Source organism: Streptomyces sp. MP131-18 (assembly GCF_001984575.1).
GTDB classification, from domain to species: domain Bacteria; phylum Actinomycetota; class Actinomycetes; order Streptomycetales; family Streptomycetaceae; genus Streptomyces; species Streptomyces johnsoniae.
In genome coordinates, this window is sequence record NZ_LZNS01000001.1 from 727,842 (window position 1) to 746,322 (window position 18,481).

14 protein-coding genes are annotated in these 18,481 nt (G+C 71.8%); 4 read left to right on the forward strand and 10 right to left on the reverse strand.

Going from position 1 to position 18,481, the window contains the following annotated elements:
* Window positions 1-73 precede the first annotated feature (73 nt).
* Entirely contained in the window at window positions 74-1,510 is a 1,437-nt protein-coding gene (gene gndA, locus STBA_RS03180) for an NADP-dependent phosphogluconate dehydrogenase (RefSeq protein WP_077057767.1), read from the forward strand.
* A 51-nt stretch (window positions 1,511-1,561) separates the two neighbouring features.
* Here gndA and STBA_RS03185 read toward each other — a convergent pair whose 3' ends face one another.
* The 7 genes from STBA_RS03185 to STBA_RS03215 all read right to left on the reverse strand — a co-directional run bounded on the left by STBA_RS03185 (window position 1,562) and on the right by STBA_RS03215 (window position 9,946).
* Entirely contained in the window at window positions 1,562-2,977 is a 1,416-nt protein-coding gene (locus tag STBA_RS03185) for a GH1 family beta-glucosidase (RefSeq protein ID WP_077057768.1), read from the reverse strand.
* An 11-nt stretch (window positions 2,978-2,988) separates the two neighbouring features.
* The gene (locus STBA_RS03190) at window positions 2,989-4,008 is read right to left on the reverse strand and encodes an ABC transporter ATP-binding protein (protein ID WP_077057769.1); all 1,020 of its coding nucleotides are present in this window, start codon (window positions 4,006-4,008) and stop codon (window positions 2,989-2,991) included.
* Complete coding sequence (locus STBA_RS03195; protein WP_077057770.1) at window positions 4,005-4,994, reverse strand: ABC transporter permease; 990 nt, start codon at window positions 4,992-4,994, stop codon at window positions 4,005-4,007. The genes STBA_RS03190 and STBA_RS03195 overlap by 4 nt, the downstream gene beginning before the upstream one ends.
* Before the next feature lie 5 nt (window positions 4,995-4,999).
* Window positions 5,000-5,980, reverse strand: coding sequence for an ABC transporter permease (locus tag STBA_RS03200; RefSeq protein WP_077057771.1), 981 nt, complete (start codon window positions 5,978-5,980; stop codon window positions 5,000-5,002).
* Window positions 5,977-7,074, reverse strand: coding sequence for an ABC transporter ATP-binding protein (locus tag STBA_RS03205; protein WP_077057772.1), 1,098 nt, complete (start codon window positions 7,072-7,074; stop codon window positions 5,977-5,979). Before STBA_RS03205 ends, STBA_RS03200 begins: the two co-directional genes overlap by 4 nt.
* 113 nt (window positions 7,075-7,187) lie before the next feature.
* A complete protein-coding gene (locus tag STBA_RS03210) occupies window positions 7,188-8,876 on the reverse strand; it encodes an ABC transporter substrate-binding protein (RefSeq protein WP_077057773.1) in 1,689 nt (562 codons plus the stop codon).
* 68 nt (window positions 8,877-8,944) lie between these two features.
* A complete protein-coding gene (locus STBA_RS03215; protein ID WP_077057774.1) occupies window positions 8,945-9,946 on the reverse strand; it encodes a LacI family DNA-binding transcriptional regulator in 1,002 nt (333 codons plus the stop codon).
* Window positions 9,947-10,637: 691 nt separating this feature from the next.
* Here STBA_RS03215 and STBA_RS03220 point away from each other — a divergent pair.
* On the forward strand, window positions 10,638-11,609 hold the full coding sequence (locus STBA_RS03220; protein WP_077057775.1) for a TIGR03557 family F420-dependent LLM class oxidoreductase: 972 nt from the start codon (window positions 10,638-10,640) through the stop codon (window positions 11,607-11,609).
* 1 nt (window position 11,610) lies between these two features.
* Here STBA_RS03220 and STBA_RS03225 read toward each other — a convergent pair whose 3' ends face one another.
* From STBA_RS03225 to ligD, 3 genes are all read right to left on the reverse strand, one after another.
* Entirely contained in the window at window positions 11,611-14,373 is a 2,763-nt protein-coding gene (locus STBA_RS03225; RefSeq protein ID WP_077057776.1) for a LuxR family transcriptional regulator, read from the reverse strand.
* 591 nt (window positions 14,374-14,964) lie between these two features.
* Entirely contained in the window at window positions 14,965-15,462 is a 498-nt protein-coding gene (locus tag STBA_RS03230) for a hypothetical protein (RefSeq protein WP_077057777.1), read from the reverse strand.
* A 204-nt stretch (window positions 15,463-15,666) separates the two neighbouring features.
* The gene (ligD, locus tag STBA_RS03235) at window positions 15,667-16,611 is read right to left on the reverse strand and encodes a non-homologous end-joining DNA ligase (protein WP_077057778.1); all 945 of its coding nucleotides are present in this window, start codon (window positions 16,609-16,611) and stop codon (window positions 15,667-15,669) included.
* Between the two features lie 124 nt (window positions 16,612-16,735).
* Here ligD and STBA_RS03240 point away from each other — a divergent pair, with 124 nt between their 5' ends.
* Complete coding sequence (locus STBA_RS03240; protein WP_077057779.1) at window positions 16,736-17,278, forward strand: type 1 glutamine amidotransferase domain-containing protein; 543 nt, start codon at window positions 16,736-16,738, stop codon at window positions 17,276-17,278.
* Between the two features lie 2 nt (window positions 17,279-17,280).
* Window positions 17,281-18,456 carry a Vms1/Ankzf1 family peptidyl-tRNA hydrolase gene (locus tag STBA_RS03245; RefSeq protein ID WP_077057780.1) on the forward strand — a complete coding sequence of 392 codons (1,176 nt, stop codon included), beginning with the start codon at window positions 17,281-17,283 and terminating at the stop codon, window positions 18,454-18,456.
* Window positions 18,457-18,481 lie beyond the last annotated feature (25 nt).

Here is an 18,481-nt window from a genome sequence, read left to right on the forward strand (position 1 = left end):
GCTCTTTGGAACAACGGCCCGCCCGCCCGTAGTTGGGCAGTACGACAGTGATGTGACGACAGGAGTTGATGAGATGGCGCGGCAGGCACAGATCGGTGTCACCGGGCTTGCGGTGATGGGCAGCAATCTCGCCCGCAACTTCGCCAGGCACGGGCACACCGTTGCCGTGCACAACCGCACCGCCGCCAAGACGCGGGCGCTGGTCGAGGAGTTCGGCCACGAGGGGGACTTCGTTCCCGCGGAGTCCGCGCAGGAGTTCGTGGCCGCGCTCGAGCGACCGCGCCGACTGGTGATCATGGTCAAGGCGGGCGCCGCGACGGACGCGGTGATCGACGAGTTCGCCGAGCTGCTGGAGCCCGGCGACATGATCATGGACGGCGGCAACGCCCACTTCGAGGACACCAGGCGCCGCGAGGCCGCGCTGAAGGAGCGCGGCCTGCACTTCGTGGGCTGCGGCATCTCCGGCGGCGAGGAGGGCGCGCTGAACGGCCCGAGCATCATGCCGGGCGGCTCCGCCGAGTCCTACCAGGCGCTCGGCCCCCTGCTGGAGAGCATTTCGGCGAAGGTCGACGGCGAGCCGTGCTGCGCGCACATCGGCCCGGACGGCGCGGGACACTTCGTCAAGATGGTGCACAACGGCATCGAGTACGCCGACATGCAGCTCATCGCCGAGGCGTACGACCTGCTCCGCAAGGTCGCCGGGTACGAGCCGGCGCAGATCGCCGACATCTTCCGCAAGTGGAACACGGGGCGGCTCGACTCCTACCTCATCGAGATCACCGCCGAGGTCCTGGCCCACACCGACGCGGACACCGGCGGCCCGTTCGTCGACATCGTCGCCGACCGCGCCGAGCAGAAGGGCACCGGCCGGTGGACGGTGCAGACCGCGCTCGACCTCGGGGTGCCCGTCTCCGGTATCGCCGAGGCGGTCTTCGCCCGCTCCGTGTCCGGCCACGCCGAGCTGCGGGCCGCGGCGGCGGACCTGCCGGGGCCCGAACGGCCGGAGCTGCACCCGGACGACGCGGCCCGCTTCACGGAGCACGTGGAACAGGCGCTGTACGCCTCGAAGATCGTGGCCTACGCGCAGGGCTGGCACCTGATCCAGACCGGCAGCGAGCAGTACGGCTGGCACATCGACCGCGCCTCGGTCGCGGCGATCTGGCGCGGCGGCTGCATCATCAGGGCCAGGTTCCTCGACGAGATCCGCGCCGCGTACCGCGGCGGCCAGGCGCCGGTGACGCTGCTGACCGACCCGACGTTCGGCGAGGCGCTGCGCGCCGCGCAGAACGCGTGGCGGCACGTGGTCGCCCGGGCGACGGAGCTGGGCGTTCCCGCGCCGGGCTTCTCCGCGGCGCTGGCGTACTACGACACGCTGCGGGCCGGCCGGCTGCCCGCGGCGCTGGTGCAGGGGCAGCGGGACTACTTCGGCGCCCACACCTACCAGCGCACGGACAAGGACGGTTCCTACCACACGCTGTGGGGCGGGGACCGCAGCGAGCGCAAGGAGTGAGCCACGGGGCGGTCCGGCACCCGGGCCGGACCGCCCCGCTCCCGCCCGGGGTCAGTGACCGCGCGTCAGGCGCACCGTGTCCCGGTACCAGGCGCCGCTGTCCTTGACCGTCCTGCGCTGGGTGTCGTAGTCCACGCGCACGATGCCGAAGCGCTTCTCGTAGCCGTAGGCCCACTCGAAGTTGTCGAACAGGGACCACGCGAAGTAGCCGCGCACGTCGGCGCCCGCCGCACGGGCGTCGGCGACGGCCCGCAGGTGGTCCGCCAGGTAGGCGGTGCGGTCCGCGTCGTGCACGGCCCCGTCCGCCGAGGCGGTGTCGTCGAAGGCCGCGCCGTTCTCCGTGATGACCGTCGGCAGCCCGTAGTCCCGGTGCAGCCGCAGCAGCAGGCTGGTCAGCCCTTCGGGAACGATCTCCCAGTCCATGGCGGTGCGGGGACGGCCGAACGGCACGCCGCGCACGACGGGCCTGCCCTCCCCGTCGACCGCCGAGCCGTCCTCCGCGGTGCCGGCGAACCGGTGGCTGGAGTAGTAGTTGACGCCGAGCACGTCCAGCGGCGTGGCGATGGCGGCCAGGTCGCCCTCCCGCACCGGCAGGGTGATTCCCCGCTCCCCCAGTTCCGCCACGACGTCCTCGGGGTAGCGCCCGTGGACCAGCGGGTCGAGGTAGATGCGGGTGCCGAGGCCGTCGGCGCGGCGGGCCGCCTCGCGGTCCTGCGCGGAGTCCGTGGCGGGCGAGCCGTGGCCCAGGTTGAGGGTGATACCGAGTTCGAGGCCGGGCGCGGCGTGCGCGCGCAGCCGCTGCGCGGCCAGGCCGTGGCCGAGCAGCAGGTGGTGCACGGCGTGCATGGCCGCGCCGAAGTCGCGCCGCCCGGGGGCGTGCACGCCCTGGTCGTAGCCGAGCATGGCGGAGCACCAGGGCTCGTTCAGCGTGGTCCAGTGCGCGACCCGGTCGCCGAGGGCCGCATGGGCCAGCTCCGCGTAATCGGCGAAGCGGTGAGCGGTGTCGCGGGCCGGCCAGCCCCCGGCGTCCTCCAGTTCCTGCGGCAGGTCCCAGTGGTACAGCGTGACCCAGGGGGTGACGCCGCGGTCCAGGAGGGTGTCGACAAGGCGGTCGTAGAACGCGATGCCACGCGGGTTGGCCGGGCCCCGGCCGCCCGGCTGGATACGGGGCCAGGCCAGCGAGAAGCGGTAGGCGTCCACGCCCAGGCCGGCGATCAGGTCGACGTCGTCCGTGACCCGGTGGTAGTGGTCACAGGCGACGTCGCCGTTGTCGCCGCCCGCGACGGCGCCGGGCACACGGCAGAAGGTGTCCCAGATGGACGGGGTACGGCCGTCCTCGTCCGCAGCGCCCTCGATCTGGTACGCGGAGGTGGCCACGCCCCAGCGGAAGCCATCGGACAGTTCGGGAATGGACACGGCGGGCGCCCGGCCGGTGGCGGGCACGGGCGGCTTTGCGGTGGCGGTCATGAGGCTCCTGGTCAGTGGTCGGCGTGCAGCCAGCAGGCGACGGTGCGGTCGGCGCCGCCCGGGGGCGGCGTGTCCCCGCCGGCCCGGGTGAGGGGCAGGAGCTCGGGCACGCGTCGTTCGCAGGGCTCGAACGCCTTGGGGCAGCGGGGGTGGAAGGCGCAGCCGGCGGGCATGGCCTTGAGGTCGGGCGGCGATCCCGGGATGCCGGTCAGCTCCCGGCGCGGGCCGTGCAGCGCGGGAAAGGAGTGCAGCAGCCCGTCGCTGTAGGGGTGGAGGGCGGTCTCGTAGATGTCCTTGGCGTTGGCCTCCTCGACGATGCGCCCGCCGTACATGATCGCGATGCGGTCGGAGAACTCGATGAGCAGCGAGATGTCGTGGGTGATGAACACGACAGAGAAGTCCAGCTCGCGGCGCAGCCGCGTCAGCTGCCGCAGGATCTGCCGCTGCATCACCACGTCGAGCGCGGTGGTGGGCTCGTCGAGGATGACGATTTCCGGGTCGAGGGCGAGTGCCATGGCGATCATGACGCGCTGGCGCATACCGCCGGAGAGCTGGTGCGGGTAGCTGGCGAGCCGGTCGCTGGAAATGCCGACCAGCGACAGCAGTTCTTCGGCGCGGGCGGTCCGCTCGGCCCGGCTCATGCCCGGCCGGTGGGCCTGGAGCACATCCGTCAGCTGGGTGCGGACGGTGTGCACCGGGTTGAGGGAGTTCATCGCGCCCTGGAAGACCAGGGAGATCTCCTGCCAGCGGAACGCGCGCAGCTGGTCCGGCTCCAGGTCGAGGATGTCGGAGCTGCCCCCGGCGCGCGGGTGGTAGCGCACCGAGCCGCCGGTGATGACGCCGGGCGGGGACAGCAGGCGGGTGACGCCGTAGGCGAGGGTGGACTTGCCGCTGCCCGACTCCCCCGCGAGGCCGAGCACTTCGCCGCGGTGCAGGGTGAGACTGACGTCCCGCACGGCGTGCACGGCGGAGTCCCCGAGGCCGTAGTCGACGCACAGGCCGCTGATGTCGAGGACGGCTGGGCTGCTCATGTGCTGGTGTCCTTCCGGGTCGTCGTCTCGTCCCGGGGGGCGCGCACCACAGGGGTGAAGCCGACGCGCATCCGCACGGACCGGTCGGGGCGGCCCTCCGAGCGCAGCCGGGGATTGATGAACTCGTCGATGCCGAAGTTGATGAGGGACAGGGCGGTGCCGAGCAGGGCGATGCACAGTCCGGCGGGCACGAACCACCACCAGGCGTCCTGGGCGAGTGCCTGGTTGCTCTGGGCCCAGAAGAGGACGGTGCCCCAGTTCCAGTGCGAGATGTCGGCGACGCCGATGAAGGCGAGGGTGATCTCGGCGAGCACGGCGAAGATCACCGTGCCGATGAATCCGGAGGCGATGACGGGCGTGAGGTTGGGCAGCAGTTCGAAGACGATGATGCGCCAGGTGGACTCGCCGGTGGCGCGGGCGGCCTGGACGTAGTCGCGGCTGCGCAGCGACAGCGTCTGGGCGCGCAGCACCCGGGCACCCCAGGCCCACGAGGTGAGCCCGATGACCATGGCGATGGTCAGGTCGTTGGTCTCGGGCAGGAGGCTGGTCACGATGATGATGAGCGGCAGGCCCGGGATCACCAGGAAGACGTTGCTGACCGAGGAGAGCACTTCGTCCCCGACGCCGCCGAGGTAGCCGGCGGTGACGCCGATGAGCACGCCGAGCACGGTGGCGACGACGGCGGCGGTGAAGCCGACGACGAGCACGCCCCGGGTGCCGACCAGGATCTGGGAGAAGATGTCCTGCCCGGTCTGCGTGGTGCCGAACGGGTGGTCGAGGGACGGCGGCTGGAGCAGGTCGTCGCTGCGGGCGGAGGGGTCGTAGGGCGCCAGCCAGGAGCCGGCGACGGCCAGCACGACGAAGACGCCGAGGATGATCAGGCCGATGAGGGTCTTCCGGTTGCGCAGGAATCGCAGCCGGTCCCGCCGGGGGGCCTCGGCCGCTTCCCCGGCGACGACGGCGGTTTCTGTGGCTTGGAGTGCCATGGTCGCTACGCCTCCCGTCGGGTGCGTGGGTCAAGGAGCAGGTACACGAGGTCGGCGACGAGGTTGGCGGCGAGCACGGCGAGGGTGATGAAGAGGAAGACGCCCTGCATGAGGGGGTAGTCCTTGGCGCCCACGCCCTGGAACAGCACGTAGCCGATGCCGGGGTAGGAGAAGACCATCTCCACCAGCAGGGTGCCGCCGACGATGAAGCCGAGGGACAGCGCGAAGTTGGAGATGTTCGGCAGGATCGCGTTGCGCGCGGCGTAGGAGAACATGACGCGCCGCTCGGGCAGGCCCTTGGCGTGCGCGACGAGCACGTAGTCCTCCGCGGAGACGGAGACCATCATGTTGCGCATGCCGAGTATCCAGCCGGCGATGGCGCTGACGATGATGGTGACGCCCGGCAGGACGCCGTGGTAGATGGCGCTGGAGATGAAATCCCAGCTGAACTCGGGCACCAGGCCGTTGTCGTAGCCGCCCGAGGCGGGGAAGACCGGCCACTGCACCGCGAACAGGGCGATGGCGATGAGGCCGAGCCAGAAGTAGGGGATGGCGGAGAGGAACGTGGTGACGGGCAGCATGCCGTCCAGCCAGGAGCCGCGCCGCCACCCGGCGTAGACGCCGATCCCGGTGCCGAGGAGGAAGCTGATGATGGTGGTGATCCCCATCAGCGACAGCGTCCAGGGCATGCTCTGCCCGATGATCTCCGAGACGCCGGTGGGGAAGTAGGTGAACGAGGTGCCCAGGTCCCCGTCGAACAGGTTGCCCCAGTAGTCCAGGTACTGCCGCCACAGGGACGCTTCCTGGTCGAGGCCGAACAGGGTGCGCAGGGAGTCGATGGCCTGGGTGCTGAGCTGGCCCTGATAGCGGTTGATCAGGGACTGCACGGGGTCGCCCGGCATCATCCGCGGGATGAAGAAGTTGATGGTGATGGCCGCCCAGGCCGTGAAGACGTAGAACGCCAGGCGTTGAACGAGGTACCTCACGCGGGTGCCTCCTGGGGGGCGGGCCGCTCCTCGGTGGTGCCGTCGTACAGCCAGCAGGCGGCCCACTGGCCGTCGGCGAGGTCGAAGCGCGGCGGCACGTCGGTGCGGCAGCGGGCCATCGCCATCGGGCAGCGCGGGTGGAACCGGCAGCCCGGGGGCGGCGATATGAGGCTGGGCGGCTCGCCGCCGGCCTCTCCGCCCTCGGTGGCGTCGCCGGCCCCGGGCTCCTCGCCCGCGCCGGTGATGCGGTCCGGGTCGGGGGCGGAGCCGATGAGCAGCTGCGTGTAGGGGTGGGCGGGCCGCTGGGTGACGGTCTCGCTGTCGCCGCCCTCGACCATGCGTCCCGCGTACATCACCAGGGTCTCGTCGGCGAAGTAGCGGGCGGAGGCGATGTCGTGGGTGATGTACAGGATCGCCAGGTTGAGGCGTTCCTTGAGGTCGCGCAGGAGGTTGAGGATGCCGAGCCGGATGGACACGTCCAGCATGGACACCGGCTCGTCGGCCAGCAGGACCTTGGGGTCGGCGGCCATGGCGCGGGCGATGGCGACGCGCTGGCGCTGGCCGCCGGAAAGCTCGTGGGGGAACTTGTCGACGTAACGGTCCGGCGGCGTGAGGTGCACGCGGCCCAGCAGCTCCGTGAGGGCCTGCTCCAGCTCGGCGGCGGTCCGGCCGGCGCGGCCGTGGATGCGCAGGGCGCGCGTGAGGTGGTAGCGCACCGTGTGCGTGGGGTTGAGGGAGCCGAAGGGGTCCTGGAAGATGAGCTGGACCTGACGGCAGTAAGCGCGGAACGACTTGCCGCGGGCGGCGCGCACCGGCTTTCCCGACAGGCGGAGTTCGCCCGAGGTCGCCGGATAGAGCTGTGCGAGCAGCCGCGCGATGGTGGACTTCCCCGAGCCGGACTCCCCCACCACGGCGGTCACGGTGCCGCGGCGCAGCCGCAGCGACACGTCGTCGACGGCGTGGACCACGGGCCGGTCGCGTTCGGCGATGCTGCGCAGCGTACGCCGCACCCGGAAGTGCTTGCTGAGATCACGGGCCTCGAGGACCACGTCGGGACGGGGGGCGTCGCGGGGCGCATCAGGTTTTTCGGGCATGACGGATGTCCTTGGGTGACGGGCGGCGTGAGGGGCGCCCGCCCCCGCCGCGGCAGGCGCGGGGGTGGTTGCGGCGGGGGCGGGCGGGCGTGCGGGACCGGCTGACGGCGGTGTCAGTCGGCCGCGTTGGCCGGCTCCAGGTTCAGCACGACGTCGAGCGCTCCGCGCTGCGTGGGCTGCGGCGGCGCGTACGGGTCCTCTTCGGTGGGCCAGCCGACCCAGTTCTTCGTGCTGTACTCCGCACCGATGGGCCCGGCGACGGTCGGGATCATCGGGACCTCTTCGACGAGGATGCGCTGGAGGGTGTGAAGCGCCTCGGTGCGCGTTCCCTCGTCGGTCGCGTTGGCGTACTCCTCCAGCGCCTGGTCGGCCTCTTCGTGCTGGAAGCGGCCGAAGTTCCCGGCCGGGGAGGCCTCACCGATCGGCTTGTAATTGTCGCCGTCCATGATGTGCTGGTACATGTCGTACGGCGTGGCGCCGGTGTTGGTCCAGTGCAGGGTGGCGTCGAAGCCGCCGGCGTTCACCGAGTTGGTCCAGGCGTCCACGGTCTGCGTCTCGACGGTGGCCTCGATGCCGATCTCGGCGAGGTTGTCGGAGATGATGGACAGGGCGGTCAGGTAGTCCGACCAGCCGGCGGGGTCGGTCAGGGTGAGGCTGACGGGTTCGCCCTCGGGGGTGTTGAGGGTGTCGCCGGTCAGCTCGTACCCGGCCTCCTCCAGGACCTGCCGGGCGCCCTCGACGTCGATCTCCTGCGTGACGCCCTGGTATTCGGGCGCCAGGAAGGACTCGCCCGCGGGCAGCGGCAGGCCCGTCGGGTTCTCCAGCGCCGGGTAGAGGCCGGCGTGCGCCTGCTCGTGAATGGCCTGCCGGTCGATCACCATGGCCATCGCGCGGCGCAGTGCGGGATCGTCGAACGGCTCACGCTCCACGTTGATCCACAGCCCGTGAATGCCGAGCCCTGTGGGGAACCACAGCTTGTGGTTCTCCGGGTCCCGGTCGACGAAGACGTTCTCGTAGTCGGGCATGAAGACGAACGACCACTCGGTGTCGCCGTTCGCGAGGGCCGTGGTCTGCGCGTTGTTGTCGTTGTAGGAGGTGTACCGAAGCTCCTCGACGGCCGGCAGGTCCTGCCAGTAGGAGTCGCGGCGGGTCAGCGTCACCGTCTGCGGGGTGAAGCTCTCCAGCACGTAGGGGCCGGTGCCGACCGGCTCCTGGTTCTCGAAGGTCTCCGGCGCATCCAGCTCGCCCCATATGTGCTCGGGAACGATGTAGGTGTCGAGAATCCGCGTCTGGTTGACGAACTGGGACTCGGCGAAGTTGACGGTGACGGTGCTGCCGTCGAGGACGACGTCCTCGTAGGGGATGCCCGCGGTGTTGAGCGCATCGTTGCTCGCGAGCAGTTCGAAGGTGAACGCGACGTCCTCGGCGCTGAACGGCTCGTCGTCCGACCAGGTGGGCCCGTCCTGGATGGTGAAGCTGACCGAGGTGAAGTCCTCGGCCCACTCCCAGGCGGTGGCCAGCCACGGCTTCGGCTCCTGCTCCGGCCGCACCACGTTCGTCATGGCGAGCGGTTCGTAGATCATGGCCCGGTAGCCCAGCGACGCGCCTGCCGAGGTGTCCAGGAACGGGTTGCTGTTGTCGGCCTGGGGCCCGTTCGGCATGCCCACGTTCAGCACACCGCCGCTGCCGCTCCCCGGCCCCTCGGGGCCGGAGGAGCCCGAACAGCCGGCGAGCACGGCAAGTGCCAGCAGGGCGCTGCCGGCGGCCGTGATGGTACTGCGCGTTCGCGCATGGACTCTCATGGGGAAACTCCCGGGATCGTGAACTGTGGGTCGGATCTGCTGGGACGTCGGGGGGACCGTGGGGATCGTCAGCCGGGAGCGGAGGACCGGATGACGAATTCGGTGGGCAGGACGGTCGGGGCCGCCTGGAGCGGGGTGACGCCGCCGAGGTGCTCGATCATGCGGCGGGCCGCCGCCTCCCCCATGGCTCGCATGGGCTGACGGACCGTGGTCAGCGGCGGCTCGGTGTAGGCGGCGATCGGGATGTCGTCGAAGCCGATGACGGCGACGTCGTCCGGCACCCGGCGGCCGGCGGCGCGCAGGGCGTGCAGGGCGCCGGTGGCGCTGAGGTCGTTGTGGGCGAAGACGGAGTCGAAGGGGACGCCCTCGGTAAGGGCGCGTTCGATCACGGTCTGGCCGCAGCGGACGGTGAAATCCCCCGCGGCGACCCGGGTGGCGGGCTGGGCGACCCCGCGTTCGCGCAGCACCCCGACGAATCCCGTCAGCCGGTCCTGCACACACCCGAAGTGCCGGGGCCCGGTGATGATCAGCGGGGCGCGGCGGCCGGAGTCCAGCAGGTGCGCGGCGGCAGCCGCGGCGCCCTCGGCGTTGGTGGTCGCCACGGAGGGGAAGTCGGGGCGCTGCCCGCGGTCGTCGACCATGACCAGCGGCAGGCCCTGCCGGTGCAGGGCGGCGATGGAACGCAGCGTGTTCTCGGGCTCGATGACCAGCACCCCGTCGAAGGCGCGCGCGGACACCTGGCTGGTGAACTGGGCCATCGAGTCCTCACCCCGGTTGCAGGTGAAGAGCAGCAGGCCGTACCCGGCCGCCTCGACGGTGTCCGCGACGCCCTGGAGCACCTCCCCCACCCAGGGCCAGGTCAGCGAAGGAACGAGCATGGCCAGGGTGCGGTTGCTGCCGCGCGCCAGGCCGACGGCACGCGAACTGGGGACGTAGCCCAACTTGGCGATGACGGCGCGGACCCGGTCGGCGGTCTCCGCGTCCACCTCGCCCTTGCCGTTGAGCACACGCGAGACCGTGGTCTTGCTGACCGCCGCGTTACGGGCGACATCGGCGATGGTGACACGCATGGACGGGCTCCTCGGCAGCTGAGCAGGCTGCGCGCCGCACGTGCGGCGGCAGCGCCGACACCGGTTCCGGAACCGGTTCCGGCGAAGTTGCGTGGGAGTTAACCGCTCCGCTCACGAGCCGTCAATAGATCACACCAGATTGTTTTGAGAGCGCTCTACTTTTGATTTTGCCTTCAAGAAGTGAACTGATAAATCCTTTTACTTGGTCTGACCAGCGGGAAGTGTGTCGTGGTCACGATGGGCCTTTGGTTCCACGCGGGCGAGACGGCGGTCGAGCAGGACCCGCTCCCCGCACCGCCATAACGGCGCGGACCGTTACGACCGCGAACGGTTTCGCGGCTGCCGCGGCCGCCCCGGACGCGGCGGCGGACCCGCGCGTCCGTCGCGGGTCGGGGGCGCGCGGCCTGCGGAGACGTCAGGCGCCGGGCGGCACCGGCCGTGAGCGGGACCCCAGCGGAACCCGAGCGAGCCTCAAGAGGTGTTCGGGTGCGGCACGTTCACCGTCGCTCGACGGCCGCGGCTCCGGCCCGCCTTCGCACCGTGAACGGTTGCTCCGTCGGCCGTACGGGGGACCTGCCGCCGGTGGGCGGCCTGTCGGCCGAAGACGCCTCCCCGCGCCTGGCACCGTGCCCGGCAGGGGCGCGGGACGTACGCGCGCACCAGCGGCACGGCCACGGGAATTGAGGAGCACATGCAGATCGGGTACAAGCTGGCGGCGGAGGGATACGGACCGGAAGAGCTGGTGCGGCAGGCCGAGCTGGCCGAGCGGTCCGGGTTCGACTTCGTGGAGATCAGCGACCACTTCCACCCCTGGCTCGACAACCAGGGGCACTCCCCCTTCGCCTGGAGCGTGCTGGGCGCCATCGCCGCCCGCACCGAACGCATCGGCCTGGCGACGGGCGTCACCTGCCCCACCGTCCGCTACCACCCGGCGATCGTGGCCCAGGCCGCCGCGACCCTCGGCCTGCTCTCCGGCGGCAGGTTCACGCTCGGCATCGGCTCGGGGGAACGGCTCAACGAGCACGTGGTCGGCCGCGGCTTCCCCGACTCCGTTCACGTGCGGCACGAGATGCTGCGCGAGGCGCTGGAGATCATCCGCCTGCTGTGGCGGGGCGGATACCGCTCCTACGACGGCAGGTACCTGCGCGTGGAGGACGCCAGGATCTTCGACCTGCCCGCCGCGCCGCCGCTGATCGCGGTGGCCGCCGGCGGCGAGGAGGCGGCGGAAATCGCCGCCGCGCTCGGCGACGGCCTGTTCGCCACCGAGCCGCGGCAGGAGATCGTCCAGCGGTACCACGACAGCGGCGGCGCCGGACCCCGCTACGCCGAGGTGCCGGTCGCCTGGGCCGAGGACACCCATCGCGCGGCCGCGGCGGCGCTGGAGACCAGCCGGTGGGCCGTGACCGGCTGGAAGGTCATGAGCGAGCTGCCGAACCCGGTGAACTTCGAGGCCGCCTCCACGACGGTCCGCGAGGAGGACATCCTCGCCCAGTTCGCGTGCGGCACCGACCCGGATCGTTACGCCGAGGTCGCCCAGAACTACGTCGATGCCGGCTTCGACCGGCTGGTGATGCAGAACGCGGGTCCCGACCCCGACGGCTTCGCGGACTTCTACCACCGCGAACTCGACCAGCGGCTGCGCGCCCTGACGCCGCGGGGCTGAGTCAGCCGATCTCGCTCACCTCGAACTGGAGGCCGACCGGCAGCTGCTGGCGGCCGTCGATGTTGAGCTTGCGGTAGACCCGGGTGAGGTGCTGCTCCACGGTGCTGACGGTGATGTACAGGCGGGAGGAGATGTCGCGGTTGGTGTAGCCGCAGGCGGCGAGCACCGCGACCTTCTTCTCCGATTCGCTGAGCAGTGCTTCGTTCCCCTCCTTCACCGGCGCCTGCGGAACGGCCTCCCAGGCCGGCTCCTCCTGGCTGAGCCGCATGCGGGCGCACAGCGGCTCGGCCCGGCAGTCCTTGGCCAGCTGCCAGGCCCGGCGCGAGCCGACGGCGGCCTCGGCCACGTGCCCGAGACGCCGCTGGGTCTCCGACAGCTCGAAGAGCGCCTTGGCCAGCTCCAGACGGTCCCCCGCGAGCTGCAACTGCCGCACCGCGCGGGTCAGCAGCGTCAGGCGCGTGCCCGGATCGGCCGAGATGCCGAGCAGCCGCAGGCAGATGCCGCGCGCCCTGGCGTGGCTGAGGTCGGTCAGAGCCAGCTCCTCCCGCGCCATCCGGTGCGCCTCCTCCGGGTGGCCGAGCTGGAGCCACGCCTCCGCGGCGTCGCTGCGCCAGGCCGCCCACCAGGGCCGGTCGAGGCCCCAGCTCTCCACCAGCCGCCCGACGGCGAGAAAATCGTCCAGGGCCGCATGCGGCCGGTTGGTGGCGAGGTTGTAGTGGCCGCGGGCGCGCAGGTGCACGACGCCGTTGATGCTGCCGAACAGCGCGCGCGGGGCCGTGCGGTTCAGCTCCTTGGCCACCGCCTCGAAGTCCCCCATGGCCGTCTGGGCGAGTGCCTTCATCGCCTGAAGTCCGCTGGCCAGGACGCTGCCCTGCCGGTCCTGAAGGCTCGCGAGCCCGCTGTCCACGATGACCAGGACCTCGGCGAGGTCCCCCTGCTGGAACGCGATGTCGGCGCCCAGGATGGAGAACATCGCGTGCCAGCCGCCCGCGTTCCTGCGCAGGCTCTCCTTCAGCAGTGTCTCGATCCAGTGGCGTGCCTTGTCCACCTTGCCCGCGAAGTGCAGGCATTTGGCGGCGCTGAGGATCGGCTCGATCGTCGCGTCGGTGAGCACGGACCGCCGCAGCAACTCCTCGGCGGCGACGCTGATCTTGTCGTGGTCGCCCGCGACGAGGGTGCTCCAGGGTCTGAGGCTCTCCCGGTTCCTCGCCTCGGTGAGCGGCGGCCTGCGCCCCTCGCCCTCGGGCGCGGTCGGCGCCGGGCTGTAGGGGTCGGCGGCGGCCGTCAGCCCGCCGTCCGACCAGGCGAAGGCCATCGGCGTCTGCGGGGGCGTCTTGTCCCGCAGCGCGGCGAGGATCTCGTTGACCTCGGTGAGCCGCCGGTGGCGCACGAACAGGTCGGCCAGCATGAACAGCTGGTCCTCCGGCACCCGGCCGGCCCGCATCAGGTCGAGCAGCTCCTCGGCGACCCGCTCGGAGGCCGAGGGGTTGCTGCGCCGCAGGACCATTGCCGTCCTGACGCGGATCTCGACGCGGCGCCTCGCCTCGGTCGACAAGCCGTGGGCCAGGTCGAGGTAGTCGGCCGCGAGCCGGTCGTCGTCCTCCGCGAGCACCTCCTCGGCCGCGTCCTGGAGCACGGAGACGCACCACGGCTCGTCGATGCCCTCGGCGCGGCGCACGTGGCGGGCGATGTCCGCGGCGCAGGCGCCGTCGGCGCGCAGGAGGACGGCGGCCCTGCCGTTCAGCTCCGCTCGCCGGGCGGCGTCCATGCTCTCCAGAACGCCCGCGCGGGTGGCGGGGTGGCGGAAGCGGTGCCCGTCGATGACGGCCGCGGCCTGGAGGGCGCGCAGCCCCTGCGCGGTGGCGGTGCCGGTGAGTCCGCAGAGCTTGCCGAGGCGGTCGAGGCTGCTCAGCGCGCCGAGGATCGCGAGGGCGTCGGCGACCTTGGCGGCCGTCGGCCCGCTGCGGTCCACGCAGGTCAGCACGGCCAGGACGAACGCCTCGCTGGTGACGGGCCGCAGGGGGTCCGGCTGGCCGGGTGGCCCGGCCGGTGCCGTGGCGTGCTCCTCGCGCAGCGCGCGCACCAGGAGCGGGTTGCCTCCGGTGACCTCCCAGCACTCCTCGACGGTGCGCTCGTCGGGCGGCGGGGAGCCGTCCCGGGTGAGCAGCGCCGCAACGTCCCGGCGGCCGAGGGAGTGCAGCCGCAGGCGCCGGAAGTGCGGCTGGCGCAGGAACTCGGTGCGGTAGGCCGGATCGCGCTGGTGGTGGTACAGGGTCTCGGTGAGGACCATGAGCAGGCGGGTGCCGCGGGAGCGGCCGGCCAGGTACAGGAGGTACTGGAGCGAGGGGGCGTCGACGAACTGGAGGTCGTCCACGGCGATGACGACCAGCCGGTCGCGCATCAGGTCGTGGAAGGCCGTGCACAGCTTCTGCATGCGGGCGGTGAGCGCGGGGGCCTCCGGACCGCCGGTGCCGGGCGCCGCCTGGGCGTCGTCCACGAGGGTCCGCAGCCGCCCCGCCGCGGGGGCGGGCAGTGTCGGGCAGTTGACGAGCTGCCGCAGGACGGCCAGGGGGAGGGAGTCCTCCGACCGCAGCGCGGCGGCCCGCAGAACGACGGCCGCCTCGTCGGTCGCATGGGCCGCGATGGCTTCCAGGAGTTCGCTCTTGCCGAAGCCGGCCGGGCCTTCTATGACGACTATTCGCGCCTTGCCTAATGCCGATTCAGCGAGCGCCGATTTCAATTCCTGGAGGCCTGTGTGCAGCATGCAGAACCTTTGTCCCCAGCTTCCCGAACCCATGACCGATGAACGGAACAACCAGGCTCGATACAACCCTGTACCCGGCACCCCTGTCAACTAAAGACCTTGAGGCCTGCTGGACGCAAAGCATACCGATGAGACAAGAAAGACATAGCCGCTCTATCGGCTTTTAAGAGTCTTTATTACCCCTGCGCTGCTACATCGAGCAGCCGGATGACGACGCACCGGCGCGGCAATACGGCGCGAAGAACAGAAAAGGATGCCAGACCAGATAAAAAGCAACAGAAACGTCAGGCATGTGACACCCGATGGCCGCCCGACGGAGGCGTCTGCGCAACACAGCGGCAACTTTCGGGCGACCCCGCGGGAAGCACTCCGGTGATAGCAAACGCACGGCTCACCGCCCCTCGGAAATTCGTCGGCTGAACAATAATTGACGCGCCACGGCATAAAGCCGTCCGGGCCGCTCGCGATCCACACAAGCGGAATCACCCTTTCACATCGGCGCCACGGGCGAACAACCGGCTCACGCGCCTTCCGTATCCCCCCGCCCCCCGCAGGCATCCCCGGGCCTTCTCCCGCACCCCCCTAGCCCCCCTAACGCCGCGCACTCCCCCGGAGCCCGGAGACCAGGGGAGGTGGCCCGCGGGGGTGCCTCGTCCCCCTACCGTTGAGAACGGTTTCCGGCCGAATGAAGGGGAAGGAGTCGGTGAGCACCGTGCGCTGGAACAGCTTCTCCGCCGAGCTCACCACGTCGCCGTGGGTGGCCCGCACCGGCGCGATCCACGGCAGCACGTAGTGGCGCTCCCGCGTGGGGTCCGGGTCGCGCGTGTCCCCGCGTGCCCCAGAAGTGGCAGAAGTCCACACCGCGGCCTGGGGGCTGCCCATCAGGCGCACGCCCGTCCCCTCCGCCACGCGGGCACCGGCCTCGCGCCCCCGTGCCAGCGCCTCGGTCGCCGCGTCGATGTGCCGGTGCCGGAAGCACAGGTCCGCGAGGGTCACGCACTGCTGGGGCGTCAGCTCCCCGGCCCGCGGCGGCCCGAGCAGCTCCGTGCCGACCCGTTCCGAGGCCGCGAGGCCCCAGCGCTGCTGCACGATGCCGAGCCTGGGGCGGATGTCGGCCCGCTTTCCCCGACTTTGGCCAGATTTCCCCGACTTGGTCACCTACGGGGCAAACGATGTTGGCTGGTCGCCTTCGATGCAACTTCCTCGGGCGGCACATGTCAACAAACCATCAAGGCCCCATTTGCGGCGTTGAACAGCGGCCCGATGTTCGCGATTTGCGGTCATCATCACATATCAGTGCGGGACGGCGCGTTCCTCCCGGGCCAGCCGGTCAAGACGGCGGCGTGCCGCGGTGAGCGAGCGCCGGTCGCGGCGCAGCCCGGCCCAGGGGTCACCCCGCTGTTCGAGACGCGCCGGCAGGGTACGCAGCGTGAAATGCCGGGGGCCGATGCGCTCGTCCGCGAGCTCGTCCCACGTGAGCGGGGTGGCCACGGGGGCGTGCGGGCGGGCCCTGACGGCATAGGGGGCGACGGCGGTCTGCGCATAGGCGTTGCGCTGGACGTCGAGGTAGAGCCGGCCGCCGCGCCGGTTCTTGCGGATCTCGGTGGTCAGCCGGTCCGGGTGGCGTGCGGCCAGCACCTCCGCGGCGAGCCGGGCGAAGTCCCGCGCCTCGTCGAAGCCTGCCTTGCCGTCCAGGGGCGCCAGCACGTGCGCCCCGCGGGAGCCGGTCGTCATGGGCGCGGGGCGCAGGCCGACGTCGCGGAGCAGGTCACGCACGGTGAAGGCGGCCCACCGCACCACCCCGAAGTCGTCGCCCGGCGGGTCGAGATCGAAGATCAGCCGGTCCGGCCGGTCGAGGCCGCCGGTGCGGCTGAGCCACGCGTGCGGGGTGAGGCACGCCTGATTGGCCAGGTAGGCCAGGGTGGCCGCGTCGTCGCACACGGCCATGTCCAGCGTGCCGCCCTCCTTGGGGACTTCGAGGCGGTGTATCCAGTCGGGGAAGTAGTCCGGCACGTCCTTGTGGAAGAAGGACCTGCCCCGGTAGCCGTCCGGGTACCGCTCCATCGCCACCGGCCGGTCGCGCAGGTGCGTGAGCATGGGGCGGGCGACGGACCGGTAGTAGTCGACCAGGTCCGCCTTCGTGATCCCCTCCTCGGGGAACATCTCCTTGTCCGGGCGGGTGACGGTGACCTGCCGCCCGCCGGCCCGGACCTCGTACCGTCCGCTTCGTGCACTCATGGCCGGCGACGGGTTCCCCGGCCCATGGCCGGAAAACGCCGCGCGCCCGGGTTTCCTGCCCGCCCCGCCGGTTACCCGGGTCGCGGGCCACAGACCCGACAGGCACGAAGGACGGTGAAACCCCATGCGCATCGCATTCCTGATGGCACCGGAGGGTGTGGAGCAGATCGAGCTGACCGAGCCCTGGCGGGCCTTGACGGAGACAGGCGAGACGCCTCAGCTGATCTCCACAAAACCCGGCACCATCCAGGCGTTCGACCACCTCGACAAGGCGGACACGTTCCCCGTGGACGGCACCGTGGACGAGGTGTCCGTAGGGGAATTCGAGGCGCTCGTGCTTCCCGGCGGCGTCGCGAACCCGGACGCGCTCAGGATGCACCCCGGGGCGGTGGCCTTCGCCAAGGGCTTCTTCGACGCCCGCAAGCCGGTCGCCGCGATCTGCCACGCGCCGTGGACGCTGATCGAGGCCGATGTCGTGCGCGGGCGCACCCTGGCCTCGTGGCCCAGCCTGCAAACCGACATCCGCAACGCCGGGGGCACCTGGGTCGACGAGCAGGTGCAGGTCTGCCACGAGGGGCCCAACACCCTGGTCAGCAGCCGGAAGCCGGCCGACCTCGACTACTTCGGCGAGGCGATGCTGCGCGAGTTCGGAAAGGTCGCCGCATAACCATGAATCTCGGATTCCTCAACCCGCTGCTGCACCGGCCGGGCCCCTGGGCCTCGGTGTACATGGACACTTCCGCGATCGCGGAGGACGCGGTGGCGGTCCAGGAGCTCCAGGCCCGCGACGCGGGCGACCGGCTGGCGGGCCTCGGCGCGGACGAGGCGACGTGCCGCGCCGTGTACGGCGCGCTCGCCGGGGCCTCCCGCGACGACGCCGGGCGGGCGGTGTTCGCCACGGACGGCGAGGTCGTCCTCGACGTGCCGCTGGCCTCGCCGCCGCCCGCCCCGCCCACGGCGGACTGGGCCGTACTGCCGCGCCTGGCCCCGCTGCTGGAGTACGGCGGCGAGCCCGCGTGCCTGGTCGCGTTCGTGGACCGCAAGGGCGCGGACCTCCAGCTGCGCGCCGGGCACGGCAGGCCGCGCCCGGCGGGCAAGGTAACGGGGCAGCAGTGGCCGTTGCACCGCACCGGCCGCGACGACTGGTCCGAACGCCACTTCCAGCTCGCCGTGGAGAACACCTGGGAGGAGAACGCGGCCCTCATCGCCCGGGCGCTGGCCGACGAGGCCGGTCGTACGGAGGCGGAGGTCCTGGTCCTGGCCGGGGACCCGCGGGAGCGGCGGGCCGTACGGGACCGCCTGCCGGAGGAGCTGCGCGCGACGGCCGTCGAGAGCGAGCACGGCGGCCGGGCGGCCGGATCGTCCCAGGAGCTGCTGGACGCGGACGTGGAACGGGCCCGCGCCGACCGGAGCCGCGCGCACGCCGAGGAGGCGCTGAGCCGCTTCCGCGCCGGCCGCGCCCCGGCCGGGGACCGCATCGACGCCGCCGAGGGCGTGCCCGCGCTGGTGGACGCCGCGCGCGAGCACCGCATCGACGAGCTGCTGCTGCGGCCGGGCGGCGCCGACCTGCACCACGACGTCTGGGTCGGCACCGAGCCCGATCAGCTGGCGATGCGCCGTTCCGAGTCGCAGTACCTCGGCGAGCCGCTCCCCGCGGCCGCCCGCGCCGACGACGCGCTGCTGCGTTCCGCCGCCGCCACCGGCGCCACGGTGATCGGGCTGCCGGCCGGGGACGGCGGGCGGCCAGGCGCGGATGGGGCCGTGCCGGTCGGCGGGCTCGGCGCGCTGCTGCGCTGGCCGTACCAGGGTGCGGTCCCCGGTGGCGGCGCCCGGCCGGAACGGTGAGTCCCCGCGCCGCCCCCGCTTGCCG